At 69.4% G+C, this 14,235-nt stretch carries 14 protein-coding genes and 1 pseudogene; 9 read left to right on the top strand and 6 right to left on the bottom strand.

What is annotated here, in order from left to right:
* Positions 1-22: 22 nt before the first annotated feature.
* The 3 genes and pseudogenes from VA613_RS08185 to VA613_RS08175 all read right to left on the bottom strand — a co-directional run.
* Positions 23-121 (bottom strand): annotated as a pseudogene (locus VA613_RS08185) (transcriptional regulator domain-containing protein); the annotation flags it as partial.
* A gap of 2 nt (positions 122-123) precedes the next feature.
* Positions 124-846, bottom strand: a complete 723-nt coding sequence (locus tag VA613_RS08180; protein ID WP_324778614.1) for a hypothetical protein — start codon at positions 844-846, stop codon at positions 124-126.
* Positions 843-2,309 carry a protein adenylyltransferase SelO gene (locus VA613_RS08175; protein ID WP_324778613.1) on the bottom strand — a complete coding sequence of 489 codons (1,467 nt, stop codon included), beginning with the start codon at positions 2,307-2,309 and terminating at the stop codon, positions 843-845. The genes VA613_RS08180 and VA613_RS08175 overlap by 4 nt, the downstream gene beginning before the upstream one ends.
* Before the next feature lie 161 nt (positions 2,310-2,470).
* Here VA613_RS08175 and VA613_RS08170 point away from each other — a divergent pair, with 161 nt between their 5' ends.
* On the top strand, positions 2,471-3,841 hold the full coding sequence (locus VA613_RS08170; RefSeq protein WP_324778612.1) for an HD-GYP domain-containing protein: 1,371 nt from the start codon (positions 2,471-2,473) through the stop codon (positions 3,839-3,841).
* Here the strand turns inward: VA613_RS08170 and egtD are convergent.
* Together egtD and selD are read right to left on the bottom strand one after the other, a co-directional pair.
* Positions 3,838-4,779 carry an L-histidine N(alpha)-methyltransferase gene (gene egtD / locus VA613_RS08165; protein ID WP_324778611.1) on the bottom strand — a complete coding sequence of 314 codons (942 nt, stop codon included), beginning with the start codon at positions 4,777-4,779 and terminating at the stop codon, positions 3,838-3,840. The two genes, VA613_RS08170 and egtD, sit on opposite strands and share 4 nt — an antisense overlap.
* A complete protein-coding gene (gene selD / locus VA613_RS08160) occupies positions 4,780-5,853 on the bottom strand; it encodes a selenide, water dikinase SelD (protein ID WP_324778610.1) in 1,074 nt (357 codons plus the stop codon).
* Positions 5,854-5,916: 63 nt separating this feature from the next.
* Between selD and senA the strand changes: the two genes are divergently transcribed.
* Positions 5,917-7,071: a selenoneine synthase SenA gene (gene senA, locus VA613_RS08155; RefSeq protein WP_324778609.1), complete on the top strand. Its 1,155-nt coding sequence runs from the start codon at positions 5,917-5,919 to the stop codon at positions 7,069-7,071.
* A gap of 4 nt (positions 7,072-7,075) precedes the next feature.
* Here the strand turns inward: senA and moaA are convergent, their stop codons facing one another.
* Complete coding sequence (gene moaA / locus VA613_RS08150; RefSeq protein WP_324778608.1) at positions 7,076-8,077, bottom strand: GTP 3',8-cyclase MoaA; 1,002 nt, start codon at positions 8,075-8,077, stop codon at positions 7,076-7,078.
* 71 nt (positions 8,078-8,148) lie between these two features.
* Here moaA and mobB point away from each other — a divergent pair, with 71 nt between their 5' ends.
* From mobB to VA613_RS08115, 7 genes are all read left to right on the top strand, one after another.
* A complete protein-coding gene (mobB, locus tag VA613_RS08145) occupies positions 8,149-8,649 on the top strand; it encodes a molybdopterin-guanine dinucleotide biosynthesis protein B (RefSeq protein ID WP_324778607.1) in 501 nt (166 codons plus the stop codon).
* Positions 8,624-9,817 (top strand): molybdopterin molybdotransferase MoeA, encoded by a 1,194-nt coding sequence (locus VA613_RS08140; RefSeq protein WP_324778606.1) that lies wholly within the window; start codon positions 8,624-8,626, stop codon positions 9,815-9,817. The genes mobB and VA613_RS08140 overlap by 26 nt, the downstream gene beginning before the upstream one ends.
* The gene (gene moaD / locus VA613_RS08135; RefSeq protein ID WP_324778605.1) at positions 9,814-10,065 is read left to right on the top strand and encodes a molybdopterin converting factor subunit 1; all 252 of its coding nucleotides are present in this window, start codon (positions 9,814-9,816) and stop codon (positions 10,063-10,065) included. The genes VA613_RS08140 and moaD overlap by 4 nt, the downstream gene beginning before the upstream one ends.
* A 4-nt stretch (positions 10,066-10,069) precedes the next feature.
* On the top strand, positions 10,070-10,525 hold the full coding sequence (moaE, locus tag VA613_RS08130) for a molybdopterin synthase catalytic subunit MoaE (RefSeq protein ID WP_324778604.1): 456 nt from the start codon (positions 10,070-10,072) through the stop codon (positions 10,523-10,525).
* A gap of 145 nt (positions 10,526-10,670) precedes the next feature.
* A complete protein-coding gene (locus VA613_RS08125; RefSeq protein WP_324778603.1) occupies positions 10,671-11,207 on the top strand; it encodes a cytochrome b in 537 nt (178 codons plus the stop codon).
* A 423-nt stretch (positions 11,208-11,630) separates the two neighbouring features.
* Positions 11,631-12,230 carry a YceI family protein gene (locus tag VA613_RS08120; RefSeq protein WP_324778602.1) on the top strand — a complete coding sequence of 200 codons (600 nt, stop codon included), beginning with the start codon at positions 11,631-11,633 and terminating at the stop codon, positions 12,228-12,230.
* Between the two features lie 10 nt (positions 12,231-12,240).
* Positions 12,241-14,214 (top strand): peptidase U32 family protein, encoded by a 1,974-nt coding sequence (locus VA613_RS08115; RefSeq protein WP_407702832.1) that lies wholly within the window; start codon positions 12,241-12,243, stop codon positions 14,212-14,214.
* Positions 14,215-14,235: the final 21 nt, after the last annotated feature.

Genomic DNA, 14,235 nt, shown 5'->3' with positions numbered 1-14,235 from the left:
CGCGCCAGATCGTGATGAAGGCTGCGTAGTCGCGCCGGTAGTCGGGGTTGCGGCGCAGGAATTCCCACGCCCACTGGTCGCGCGTGAGGCCGGCGCAATAGGCGTAGGCGTCGGCGGTTATGGTCAGATCGGCAGGAACATCATGCTGGCGACGTTGACGACGCCGAAGCGGATCGCGCGGTTGTCCTTGTCCTCGACGACGCGCGCGAGGGCATCCCCGATGCCGATCAGCTTGCCGAACTCGCGCTCGAAGCTGAGATTGGGCGTGCCGCCGGCGTCGATGCCGTTCGACAACAGCAGCGGCTCGCCGCCCGGCCGTCTGGCGTTGGCGAGCTTCCAGGCGATCGCCTCGGTGTTGCGGGCGGCGTTGTAGAGCTTCTGCGCGTCGATCTCCGAGAGCGCGTAGAACTCGGTGCGATGGCCGAACGCCGCCATCTGCATGACGAGCAGGCCCTGCATCAGCGCGTGGACGCGGTCGCCGGTGTAATCCTCGCGCCAGGCGTCGCGCAGGCTGGCGCGCCAGTCGAGGTCCTTGTCGCGCGACTGCGGCCAGTCGAGCAGGGGCGTGAAGAGCGCCTCGGTTGCGGCATCGGCGCTGGCGAAGCCGGACTTGCGCCATTCGGCGGGATTGCGGCGGTAGAGCTTGAGGGTGAGCGTGCGCAGCGTGGCGACGAGGGCCTGCTGCTGGATCTCGACGACGCTGTCGATGTCGCGCTTGGCGAGTTCCTTGAGACTGAAGCTGCGCGCGCTGCTGCTGCCGTCGCGGCGCTCGATCGGCGGGCCGCTGCACGCGGCGAGCAGCGCGCAGGTCAGCATGCAGGCGATCGGGGCAGCGGCACGGTTCACGAAGAGCAGCTTACCTCAATCTTCCTCGCCCAGTCGGGCGGCTCGGCGGCGTAGGATTCGAACGCCGGCTGCTCGTCGAACGGCCGCGCGAGCAGGCGGTGCAGGCGGTCGACTTCGCTGTAGTCGCGGTGATCGGCCGCCTGCCGGATGGCGATCTCCGCCAGATGGTTGCGCAGGATGTACTTCGGGTTGAGGCGGCGCATGGCCGCGCCGCGTTCGGCGTCGCCCGAGCCCTGCTGACGCAGCGCGGCGGCGTAGCGGGCGGCCCAGGCGTCGAACGCCGTGCGGTCGAGGAACAGGTCGCGCAGCGGCGCGTTGATGGCTCCCGTGGTGCTGTCGAACGCGCACAGCCGGCGCATGAGGATCGTGTAGTCGACGCGGTTCTGCGCCAGCAGCTGCAGCGCGTCCATGATCAAGGACACGGTGTCTTCGCCGGGCGCGAGGCCGAACTTCGCGGCCATGCGTTCGAGGTAGGCGCGGCCGAAGGCCTGCGGATACTCGCCGATCGCCTGCGAGGCGGCCTCGACCGACATCAGCGGCACCAGCGCCTGCGCGAGCTTGGTCAGGTTCCACGCGGCGACGTCGGGCTGCTGGTCGAAGGCGTAGCGGCCGCCGGTGTCGGAATGGTTGCAGACGAAGCCGGGGTCGAAGGCGTCGAGGAAGCCGAACGGGCCGTAGTCGAGCGTGAGGCCGAGGATCGACATGTTGTCGGTGTTCATCACGCCGTGCGAGAAGCCGACCGCCTGCCACTGCGCCATCAGGTCGGCCGTGCGCAGGCTCACCTGGCGCAGGAATTCGGGGTAGGGGTCGGCAAGATCCTTCAGCTCCGGGTAGTAGCGCGCGATGACGTAGTCGGCCAGGTGTTTGATCGACTCGACCTGGTTGCGGTAATAAAAAACTTCAAAGGACCCGAAGCGCACGAAGCTCGGCGCCAGTCGCGTGACGAGCGCCGCGGTTTCCTCGTCCTCGCGGTAGACCGGATGGTCGCTGCCGACGATGGCGAGCGCGCGCGTGGTGGGGATGCCGAGCGCGTGCATCGCTTCCGAGCAGAGGAATTCGCGGATGCTCGAGCGCAGCACGGCGCGGCCGTCGCCGCCGCGGGAGTAGGGCGTGCGGCCGGCGCCCTTGAGCTGCATCTCCCAGCCTTCGCCCGCGGCATTCTTCACTTCGCCCAGCAGGATCGCGCGGCCGTCGCCGAGCTGCGGCACGTAGTGGCCGAACTGGTGGCCGGCGTAGAGCGCGGCGAGCGCCTCCATGCCCGGCAGCAGGCGGTTGCCGGCGAGTGTTTCGATCGTCTCCCGCCGCTTGATCTCGGCGGCGTCGAGATCGAGCAGCGCCAGCGCCTCCGGGCTGTAGCAGACGAGGTAGGGGTCCGGGACCGGTGTCGGGCAGACGCGTGAGTAGTAGGTCTCGGGCAGGCGGGCGAAACCGTTGTCGAAGGCGAGCGATTCAAGGGTGGCCATGCGGAAATTCTACGGGCTCGGCGGCCCGGCGCGACCCGTGCGGCAGCAGGGTTAAGCCGGAAGCCGGCATGCCGTGGCAGGGAAAAGACCACGATGTGCGCACGGTTGAGTGGCGCCGCGGCGTGCCGATAAGCCGGGTAGACGCTTGCAGAAAGGCTGCCATGAGTCCGCTCGACATGACCTCCGCCACGGACCAGCGCGAACTGTCGCTGTCCGCGATCATCGGCGCGCTGAGTTACGCGCTCGACCTCACCGAAGGCCTGCCGGCGGGCCACGGCCTGCGCTGCTGCTGGATCGGCATGCAGGTCGGGCAGCAACTGGGCATGGACAGCGAGGCCTTGTCGCACCTTTACTACACGCTGCTGCTGAAGGATGCCGGCTGCAGCAGCAACGCTGCGCGGCTGTTCGAGCTATACGGCACCGACGACCGCCGGGTGAAGCGTGACTTCAAGCAGGTCGACACCGACAGCATGCTGCGTCTCGGGCGCTTCGTGCTGTCCCATGTCGGCGTCGGCCGCTCGCTGCACGAGCGCGTCAGCCGGATCCTCAATCTCGCGCAGAACGGCGAGGAGTTCGCCACCGAGCTCATCACCACGCGCTGCGAGCGCGGCGCCAACATCTCGCTGCAGCTCGGCTTCGACGAGCAGGTGGCCGCCGGCATCCGCTGCCTGGACGAGCACTGGAGCGGCCACGGCAAGCCGGCGCGACTGGCCGGCGCGGCCATTCCGCTCGCATCGCGCATCGCGCTCCTGGCGCAGGTCGCCGAGGTGTTCCATTCGGCTGCCGGCCGGGAGCACGCGATACGGGAGGTGCGCGGGCGCGCCGGATCGTGGTTCGATCCGGCGGTCGTCGACGCCTTCCTCGCCGCCGAGCGCCTGCCGGGCTTCTGGGAGGGGCTCGGCGATGCCGGCCTGCAGCAGCGCATCGCGGCGATCGAGCCGGCGTCGAAGGCGGTCCGTATCGACGAGGATCGCCTCGACACCATTGCCGAGGCCTTCGCGCAGGTCGTCGACGCGAAGAGCCACTACACCTACGGCCACAGCACGCGCGTGGCCGCCTACACTGAAGCGGTCGCCACGCGGCTCGGCCTGCCGCGGGGCCGGGTGCGCTGGCTGCGGCGCGGTGCGCTGCTGCACGATATCGGCAAGCTCGGCGTCAGCAACGGCGTGCTCGACAAGCCGGGGCGGCTGGAGCCGGACGAGTGGGAGCAGGTCAAGGCGCATGCCGCCTATTCCGAGCAGATCCTGGCGCGGCTCGACATCTTTTCCGAGCTGGCCTTCGTCGCCGCGGCCCACCACGAGCGGCTCGACGGCAAGGGCTATCCACGCGGCCTCGCCGCCGACGCGATTCCCTTCGAAACGCGCATCATCACGGTGGCCGACATCTTCGATGCGATCACGGCCGAGCGCCCGTACCGCGGGCCGATCCCGGTCGACGACGCGATCGCGATGATGGAGAAGGAACGCGGGGCTGCCGTCGACGGAACCTGCCTCGACGCGCTGAAGCAGGCGTTGCCGGAGCTCGGCTTCTAGCGGTAGAGCTGGACGGCGAAGCCGTCCTGGAGCCATTCGCCGGCCGGCTGCCAGCCGGCGGCGCGGGCGAGCGCCGCGAACTCGTCGCTGCGGTACTTGTACGAGTGCTCGGTGTGGAGCGTCTCGCCCTCCGCGAAGTGGAACCGCGTCCCCGCGACGTTCACGTCCTGCGGGCGGAGGCTGACGAGGTGCATCTCGACGCGGCCCGCGACGGGGTTGTAGAACGCGTAATGGCGGAAGCTTGCGGGGTCGAAGTCGGCGTCGAGTTCGCGGTTGAGCCGCGTGAGCAGATTGAGGTTGAACGCGGCGGTGACGCCGGCGGCATCGTTGTAGGCGGCGTGCAGCAGGGCCGGATCCTTCTTGAGGTCGAAGCCGATCAGCAGGCGGCCCGCGGGACCGGCGAGGTGGCGGAAGCGCGTGAGCAGGTCGCTGGCCGCCGCAGGCGGAAAATTGCCGATGCTCGAGCCGGGGTAGTAGACCAGCCGCTCGCCTGCCGACAGCCAGGGCCCGGCGGATTCGAGGTCACGCAGAAAGTCCATCGCCAGCGCGTTCACGTCCACCGCCGGATAGTCGCTCGCCAGCGCCTGCGCCGCCGCGGCAAGCGGGGCGCCGGCGATGTCGATGAGCACGACGCGGGTCGGCCGCAGTGCGTCGAGCAGCAGGCGCACCTTGCTGCAGTCGCCGGCGCCGGGCTCGACGATGCATTCGATCTCGCCGATCGCCGCGGCGATGTCCGCCAGGCGGGCGTGCATCAGCGCCTGCTCGGTGCGGCAGAGGGCGTATTCCGGCTGCGTGCAGATCGCCTCGAAGAGGCGGCAGCCCGCGTCGTCGTAGAAGTATTTCGGCGGAATGGTCCTGGGGTGGGCGGCGAGCCCTGCGAGGACGTCCGCGCGCAGGTCGTCGCGCGCGTTGGGAAAGTCCTGGAAGGTGAACGCCACTCAGGCGGCGACCGCCACGTGGCGGCCCGGCTGCAGGCGGCCGATTTCGGCCGCGTCGGCGAAACCGTGGCGGCGGAACACGTCGAGCACGGCGGACTTCGCGTCCGGTGCGCAGCTCACCAGCAGGCCACCGCTGGTCTGCGGGTCGGTCAGCAGGGCTCGCTGCCAGTCGGCGACGCCGTCGGCGAACTGTACTTCGCCGCCGTAGCTCGCCCAGTTGCGCTGGCTCGCGCCGGTGACGTGGCCGGCCTGGGCGAGCGCGGCCGCGCCCGGCAACACGGGCATCAGGCTCATTTCGACGCGAGCCGACACCTTGGAGGCGCGCGTGATCTCCAGCAGATGCCCGAGCAGGCCGAAGCCGGTGATGTCGGTCATCGCGTGGACGCCGGCCGTGTCGGCCAGATCCGCACCGGCGGTGTTGAGCTGCGTGGTGGCGGCGATCATCGCCGCGTACTGCTCGGCGCTCAGCAGGCCTTTCTTCAGCGCGGCGCTGTAGATGCCGACGCCGAGCGGCTTGCCGAGGATGAGGCAGTCGCCGGCCTGGCCGCCGGCGTTCTGCTTGACCTTGCGCGGATCGACGACGCCGATGCCGACGAGCCCGTAGATCGGCTCCGGGGCGTCGATCGAGTGGCCGCCGGCAATCGGGATGCCGGCGGCGCGGCACACCGATTCGCCGCCGGCGAGGATCTGGCGGATCACGTCGTTCGGCAGCTTGCCGATCGGCATGCCGACGATGGCGAGCGCGAACAGCGGCTTGCCGCCCATCGCGTAGACGTCGGAGAGGGCGTTGGTCGCGGCGATGCGGCCGAAGTCGAAGGGGTCGTCGACGATGGGCATGAAGAAATCGGTCGTCGCCACGATCGCCTGCCCGTCGTTGAGCTTGTAGACGGCGGCGTCGTCGCCGTGCTCGATACCGACGAGCAGATCGGGATAGGCCGCTCCCAGATGCGAGTAGAAGGGCGTGTCGGCGAGGATGTCCTGCAGCACCGCGGGCGCGATCTTGCAGCCGCAGCCGCCGCCGTGGGAGAACGCGGTCAGGCGGATGGGTTCGGCGGGGGGATGGAGGTCGTTCATGGTCTGGCGGGTCTCGTTGAATTGGGCGCCCGGACGTGCGTGGGCTACAGTGCTTTATACAACATGAATCCCGATCGTCCCATCAGCGCCTGCACCGCGGACCAGTTGCTCGCGCGCCTCGGCGAGGCGCGCGGCCGCCTGCGCGCGCTGATCGACTGCCTGCCCGAGGGCGGCTGGCTCGGGCCGCGCGCGGCGCATCTGAACCCGCCGCTGTGGGAATACGGCCACATCGTCTGGTTCCAGGAGCGCTGGTGCCTGCGCGAGCGCACCGACGGCAGCCGCACGCCGAGCTTCGTCGCCGAATCCGACCGCCTCTACGATTCCTCCGCCGTGCCGCACGACACCCGCTGGGACCTGCCGCTGCTGGCACCCGCCGAGGTCGACGCCTACGCCGGGCAGGTCGCCGACGCCGTGGCCGCGCGGCTGCATGGGGCGTTCGACAACGCTGCCGCGTATTTCGCCGAGCTGAGCCTGTATCACGAGCTGATGCACATCGAGGCGTGGTGGATGGCGTTCCAGAATCTGGGCTACCCGGTGCCGGCGGCGCCGTGCCCGCGCGTCGCGGGGGCCGCGCAGCGGCTGGCATTCGCGGATGGCGCGGTCGCGCTCGGCAGCGGCGCCGACGCCGGCTTTATCTTCGACAACGAGAAATGGCGCCATATGGTGCCGGTCGCCGCGTTCGACATCGACGCGCGGCCGGTCACCGAGACTGATTTTGGGGCGTTCGTCGAGGCCGGCGCCTACGCGGCGCGCGCGCTGTGGAGCGAGGAGGGCTGGGCCTGGCGATGTGCCGCCGCGGCCGGGCATCCGCTCTACTGGAGGCCGCACGCCGGCGGCTGGCAGGTGCGCCGCTTCGACCGCTGGGATGCGCTCGACGCAAGCCTTCCGATGCTGCACGTGAATCGCCACGAGGCCGAGGCCTACGCGGCATGGCAGGGCCGGCGCCTGCCGGCGGCGGGGGAGTGGCTGCGCGCCGCGGGGCACCCGGATTTCCGCTGGGGCATGGCGTGGGAGTGGCTGCGCGAGCCGTTCGCGCCCTATCCGGGCTTCAGTCCCGACCCGTACCGCGACTATTCGCAGCCGTGGTTCCACACCCATGGTGAGCTGCGCGGCGGTGGGCCGGTGACCGATGCGGCGCTGCGGCGCCCGGGCTTCCGCAATTTCTACCTGCCCGACCGGCGCGACCCGTTCGCGGGTTTCCGCACCGTCGGCGCATAGCGGCTCAGCCGCCGGTCATCGACATGAAGCGCAGGATCTTGGCCGGCGCTTCGCGGAACTCGTGACGCTCGGGCTTGAGGTTGATCGCATCGAGGATCGCGGCGTCGAGTTCGGCGTCGCTGCAGCCGCTGCGCAGCAGCGGGCGGAATTCGAACCGCTCGTCCTGTCCGAGGCACATGTACGCCGTGCCGTCGACCGCTACCCGCACGCGGTTGCAGGTGGCGCAGAAATGCTGCGAGATCGGGGTGATGAAGCCGACGTTGAAGCGGCCGTCGGGCGTGCCGAGGTAGCGCGCGGGGCCGGCGCCGGGCAGGGTCGTTTCGACCAGCCCGAACTGCGCGCGCAGGCGTTCCTTCACCGGCTGCAGGTCGAGGTATTCGGCGTTGCGGCCGGTGTCGCCCATCGGCATTGTCTCGATCAGGCGCAGGACGAAGCCGCGCGCCATGCAGAAGGCGACCATTTCGTCGATCTCGTCGTCGTTGGTGCCGGCGAGCGCGACCATGTTCAGCTTGATCGGCGCGAAGCCGGCGCCCTCGGCGGCGGCCAGCCCGGCCATGACCTTGGCCAGCACGTCGCGGCCATTGATGCGCTCCACGCGTGCCTGCTGCAGCGAATCGAGGCTGACATTGAGCCGTGTCACGCCGGCGGCCTTCAGCGCATGCGCGTGGCGGTCGAGCTGGGTGGCGTTGGTCGAGAGCGAGAGATCCTCGATGCCGGGCAGGGCGGCGATGCGCGCGGCCAGTTCCGCAATGTTGCGCCGCAGCAGCGGCTCGCCGCCGGTGAGGCGGACGCGGCGCACGCCCAGGCGCGCGAAAGCGCCGATCAGCCGCTCGATTTCGTCGAAGTCGAGCCAGTGCGCGGGTTCCTCGAAACCCTTGAAGCCTTCCGGCATGCAGTAGCTGCAGCGCAGGTCGCAGCGGTCGGTCACCGACAGCCGCACGTAGTCGATGCGGCGGCCGAACTGGTCGACCAGGCCATGCGAGGCGGACGGTACGGCTGCGTTCATGATGGCGCTTGGCAGGAACGAGTTATATATGAAAAAATATAACCACATTCGGTCGAACTGGCAATGCAGACATGAGGGTGTTCGGGATCGCCGGCTACAGCGGCAGCGGCAAGACGACGCTGATCGAGCGCGTGCTGCCGCAACTTCGCGCGTGCGGCCTCAGCGTCGCGGTGATCAAGCACACCCACCACGACTTCGACATCGATCGCCCCGGCAAGGACAGCTGGCGCGCGCGCGAGGCCGGCGCGGCGGCCGTGCTGCTGGCCTCGGATCACCGGACCGCAGTGCTGACCGAGCATCGTGACACGCCACCGCGGCTGGACGCGCTGCTGGCCCAGCTGCCGCCGTGCGATCTGGTGCTGGTCGAGGGCTACAAGCGCGAGCCGATCCCCAGGCTCGAGGTGCACCGCGCCGCGACCGGCAAGCCCTGGCTGTATCCCGGCGATCCGCACATCCTGGCGGTGGCGTCCGACGTCCCGCCGCCCGACGGTTTTCCGCGCATCGACCTCGATGCGATTTCCCCACTCAGCGATTTCATCCTCGAACATGCTTACAGCCACCGAACTGCTTGACGCCCTGCTCGAACGTGCACACGGCGTGACCGCCACCGAGAACGTGCCGGTCGCGCAGGCGCTGGGCCGCGTCCTCGCCGCGCCGCAGACGTCCGCGATCACCGTGCCGCCGGCGGACAACAGCGCGATGGACGGCTACGCCGTGCGCGTCGCCGACGTGCCCGCGGCCGGCGTCCGGCTGCCGGTCTCGCAGCGCATTCTCGCCGGCGCCGTCGGCGAGCCGCTCGCCGCGGGCACGGCGGCGCGCATCTTCACCGGTGCCCCCGTTCCCCCGGGGGCCGATGCGGTACTGATGCAGGAATATTGCGCAGAAGCGGACGACGGGGTGGTCATCCACGCCCAGCCGCATCCCGGCGAGAACATCCGCCGCGCCGGCGAAGACATCGAGCGGGGCACGCAGGTTCTCGCGGCCGGAACGCGCCTCGGCGCCGCCGAGATGGGCCTTGCGGCCTCGGTCGGCCTGGCCGAGCTGCCGGTGTTCCGCAGGCTCAAGGTCGCGTGCTTCTTCACCGGGGACGAGCTGGTGACGCCGGGAACGCCGCTGCAGCCGGGACAGATCTACAACTCCAACCGCTATACGCTGACCGGCCTCGTCAACGCGCTCGGCTGCGAACTGATCGACCTCGGCATCGTGCCGGACACGCTGGAGGCGACCGAAGCGGCGCTCGAGGGCGCGGCCAGCGTCGCCGACGTGGTCATCACCAGCGGCGGCGTCTCGGTCGGCGAGGCCGACTACGTCAAGGCGGCGGTGGAAAAGCTCGGCCGCGTGGAAATGTGGAAGGTCGCCATGAAGCCGGGCAAGCCGCTGGTCTACGGGCGCGTCGGCGACACGGACTTCATCGGCCTGCCCGGCAATCCCGTGTCGGCCTTCGTCACCTTCGGCCTGTTCGTGCGCCCCTTCCTGCTGAAGCGCATGGGCGCGGCGGACGTGCTGTACCGTGCATTCGCCGCGCAGGCGGACTTTGCATGGCCGAAGCCGGGCACGCGGCGCGAGTTCCTGCGCGCGCGGCTGCAGCCGAACGGCAGGCTGGCGCTGTTTCCGAACCAGAGCTCGGGCGTGCTGACTTCGTGCGCCTGGGCAGACGGCCTCGTCGACGTCGAGATCGGCGGCACGGTGCGCCCCGGCGACTGGGTACGCTTCATTCCCTTCGCGGAGCTGCTGGCATGAGCCTGCGCGTCCTGTATTTCGCCCGCCTGCGCGAGCGCCTCGGTCTCGCGGAGGAGACGCTCGACTGGTCCGGACGCACGGTTGCGGACCTGGTCGCCGCGCTGCGCGCGCGCGGCGGTGTCTGGGAGGAGGAACTCGGAACGGGTCGGCCGTTCCGCGTCGCGGTGAATCAGGATCTCGTCGCCCTCGACGCCGCCGTGCCCGACCACGCCGAGGTCGCGATCTTCCCGCCGGTGACCGGAGGCTGACGCGATGAAGATCCGTGTCCAGACGGCGGTTTTCGACCTCGGCGCCGAGGTCGACGCGATGCGGCAAGGTCGTACCGACATTGGCGCCATCGCCAGCTTCGTCGGCCTGGCGCGCGACATGAACGACGGGGCCGGCGTCACCGCGATGACGCTCGAGCATTATCCCGGGATGACCGAGAAGGCGCTGAACGCGCTGCTCGACGAGGCGCGCGCGCGCTGGGCGCTGCTCGACGTGACGCTGATCCACCGCGTGGGGCGGCTGCTGCCGGGCGATCCCATCGTGCTGGTGGCCGTGGCGAGCAGCCATCGCGGCGACGCCTTTGCCGCGTGCGAGTACCTGATGGACGCGCTGAAGACGCGCGCCCCGTTCTGGAAGAAGGAAGAAACGCCGCAGGGCGAGCGCTGGGTGGAGGCGCGGGCCAGCGACGATGCGGCGGCCGCGCGCTGGGGCGAGCCCTGAGCGGCCTTCCGCGCCGAACAATCCGGGGGTGTGGCGCGGGGCGCGGGCGAGCCCGGGTATGATGGCCGCGTCGCTTCTTGCGCGCCCGGCGGATGCGCCGGGCTGCCATCCCGTGACACGCCAATCGAAAAGGAAACCAGACGACATGACTGCTGTCCCGCGCTACTCGACCCCCGCCATCGTCCTGCACTGGCTGGTGGCCCTGCTGATCTTCGTGGCGTTTCCGCTGGGTCTCTACATGGCCGACCTGCCGCTGTCGCCCACCAAGCTCAAGCTCGTCAGCTATCACAAATGGATCGGCGTCACGGTCGCGATGCTGGCCGCCCTGCGCCTGGTCTGGCGGCTCACGCACGAGGCGCCGCCGTTGCCCGCGGCCATCACCGGCTGGGAGCGTCGCCTGAGCGCCGTCACGCACGGCCTGCTGTATGTGCTGATCCTCGTGATCCCGGTGTCCGGCTGGCTGATGAGCTCGGCGAAAGGCGTGCAGACCGTGTGGTTCGGCGTGCTGCCGCTGCCCGACCTGATCGGCAAGGACAAGGCGCTGGGCGAGCAACTGGGCGAGCTGCACGAGGCGCTGAACTACACGATGCTGGCTCTGGTCGTCCTCCACGTCGCCGGCGCGCTCAAGCATCACTTCATCGAGCGCCAGCCTTTCCTGCAGCGCATGAGCCTGCGCGGCTGACTGCCCGAATTCCGGCGGCCTGACGGGCTGCCCTGACCCCTGCGGGCGCACCCGCCGTGCGCCCGCAGGGCTTTCAAGCACGGCGCGGCCATCCCGGCCCCGACCGGCTGCCCCGCCTCGCCTCGGTTTGCCCCCGTCTCCGGAGGCGGCCGCGGGCGTCTGCCCCACCTGGGGGCGTTCCGTTTTTCCGCAGCGTGTCGGGTTTCCATCAGCGCGTCCCGCTGGAGAGGCAATCATCGTGCCCGCACGACAATTGCAACGCTATGTTTTTACAGGGTTTTGTTTGCACTGCGCCGCCGGCACGGCGGTTGCAACGCGTGATCCTGCTTCCCGGAAAAAATACGACCAGCGGGAAGGAGGAGGTGGCCAGGCCGCACCGCGGCCAGACGAATGAATCAGGGTGTTCGCCGAAAGGAGCATCGGATGAAGCGTTTTGTCATGTCCACCGCGCTGCTTGCGTGTGCCGCTGCCCAAGCCGCGCCAGAAACCTACGTCATCGACGGGAGCCGCACGGCTTCGGAATTCAGTTATCGCTACCTCGGGGGCGCGACGCAGACGAACCGTTTCGAACGGGTCAGCGGAACGGTCGTGTTCGACCGCGCCGAAGGATCGGGCCGGGCGGAGGTCACCATCGACGCCACCTCGGTCAACACCGGCCAGCCGCTGCTGGATGCGCAGATGCAGGCGGCCGATTTCTTCGACACCGCCAACTACCCGGTGATCACGTTCAGGTCGACGAAGATGACCCTGAACGGCGACCGCTCGAGCCTGGCCGGGGATCTCACGATCAAGGGCGTGACGCGGCCCGTGACCCTGGCCGTCAGCCGGTTCCAGTGCATGCAGGATCCGGCGGTGCAGGCCGAAGCCTGCGGCGCCCAGGCGACGGTCACGATCCGGCGCTCGGATTTCAACATGGGCAAGTACCCCTTGCTGGTCAGCAACGACATCACGCTGCATCTGGCATTCAAGGCAGTCAGGGCGCATTCCTACCTGCAGGTGGCGAGCCGCGACCCGATGCGGTAAACGGACTAAAATGGCGTTTTGCTGGTCGGAAACGCCTTCCTTGGAACCCCATCATCTCGAACTGCTCGCGCCCGCGCGCGACGCCGACATCGGCATCGAAGCCGTCAACCACGGCGCCGACGCGGTGTACATCGGCGGGCCGTCGTTCGGCGCGCGCGCCGCGGCGGCCAACGACATCGCCGACATCGCGCGGCTGGTCGCGCACGCGCACCGCTTCAACGCGCGCATTTTCGCGACGCTCAACACCATCCTCGCCGACGACGAACTGGAGCCTGCGCGCCGGCAGATCTGGCAGCTGTACGAGGCCGGCGTCGATGCGCTGATCATCCAGGACATGGGGCTGCTGGAGCTCGACCTGCCGCCGATCCAGCTGCATGCCAGCACCCAGTGCGACATCAGGACACCGGAGAAGGCCCGCTTCCTGCAGGACGCGGGCCTCTCCCAGATCGTGCTGGCGCGCGAGCTTGACCTCGCGCAGATCGCCGCGATCCGCGCCGCCCTGCGGCCCGAGACCGTGCTCGAATTCTTCGTCCACGGCGCGCTGTGCGTCGCCTACAGCGGGCAGTGCTACATCAGCCACGCCCACACCGGACGCAGCGCCAACCGCGGCGACTGCTCGCAGGCCTGCCGCCTGCCGTACCAGGTCACCGACCTGGAGGGGCGCATCGTCGCGCACGACAAGCACGTGCTGTCGATGAAGGACAACAACCAGAGCGCCAATCTGGAGGCGCTCGTCGACGCCGGCATCCGCAGCTTCAAGATCGAGGGGCGCTACAAGGACATGGGCTACGTGAAGAACATCACCGCCCACTACCGCAGGCTGCTCGACGGGCTGATCGAGCGCCGCCCGGAGTTCGCCCGCAGCTCCAGCGGTCGTACCACGTTTGCCTTCACCCCCGACCCCAACCAGAACTTCAACCGCGAGTTCACCGACTACTTCGTCGGTGGCCGCAAGATCGACATCGGCGCCTTCGACACGCCGAAGAACCCCGGGCTGCCGATCGGCCACGTGACGAGGCTCGGCGACAAATGGGTCGAGCTCGAAACCGATTCGCCCGAGGCCGCGCTCAACAACGGCGACGGTCTCTGCTACTACACGCTGCAGAAGGAACTCGCGGGACTGGCGATCAACCGCGCCGAAAGAACCGGCGAGGGCAGGTGGCGCGTGTTCCCCAGGGATCCGCTGGCGAGCTTCAAGGATCTACGTGTGGGAACCCAGGTCAACCGCAACCGCGACATGGCCTGGCTGCGCATGCTGGAGAAACCGTCGGCCGAGCGCCGCATCGGCGTGTGGCTGCGGCTGGCCGAGACCGCGGACGGCTTCGCGCTGACCCTGACCGACGCGGATGGTGTCAGCGCGACCGTGACGGCGGCGCACGGCAAGGAAGCGGCGAAGGACGCCGCCCGTGCCGAGGCGACGCTGCGCGACCATCTCGGCAAGCTCGGCACGACCGTCTTCGAGGCGATGGACATCGGGCTCGACCTTGCCCAGCCCTGGTTCCTGCCGGCTTCCTTCGTCAACGCCTTGCGGCGCGACGCCGTCGCCGCGCTGGAGACGGCCAGGGCCCGGGCCTATGCACGGCCGCCGCGGGCGCAGCCGGTCGATCCGCCGGCGGCCTATCCGGAAGACAGCCTCAGCTACCTCGCCAACGTGTACAACCACAGGGCGCGCGACTTCTACGCCAAGCACGGCGTCAAGATGATCGCCGCCGCGTACGAGAGCCACGAGGAGACCGGCGAGGCGTCGCTGATGATCACGAAGCACTGCGTGCGCTACTCGTTGAGCCTGTGCCCGAAGCAGGCAAAGGGCGTCACCGGCGTGCAGGGGACGGTGCGCGCGGCGCCGCTCGCGCTCGTCAACGGCAGCGAGAAGCTCACGCTGCGCTTCGACTGCAAGCGCTGCGAAATGCACGTGATGGGGAAATTGAAGCCGGCCGTCGCGAAAAGCGGCGTGCCGCTGACCTTCTACAGGACGCGCCCCTGATCGGGGCGGCGTCGAGCGGGG

The organism is Thiobacillus sp. SCUT-2 (assembly GCF_035621355.1).
Taxonomy (GTDB): Bacteria; Pseudomonadota; Gammaproteobacteria; order Burkholderiales; family Thiobacillaceae; genus Thiobacillus; species Thiobacillus sedimenti.
Note: the sequence above shows the minus strand (reverse complement) of the source record. Positions and strands in the feature narration are given on the sequence as shown.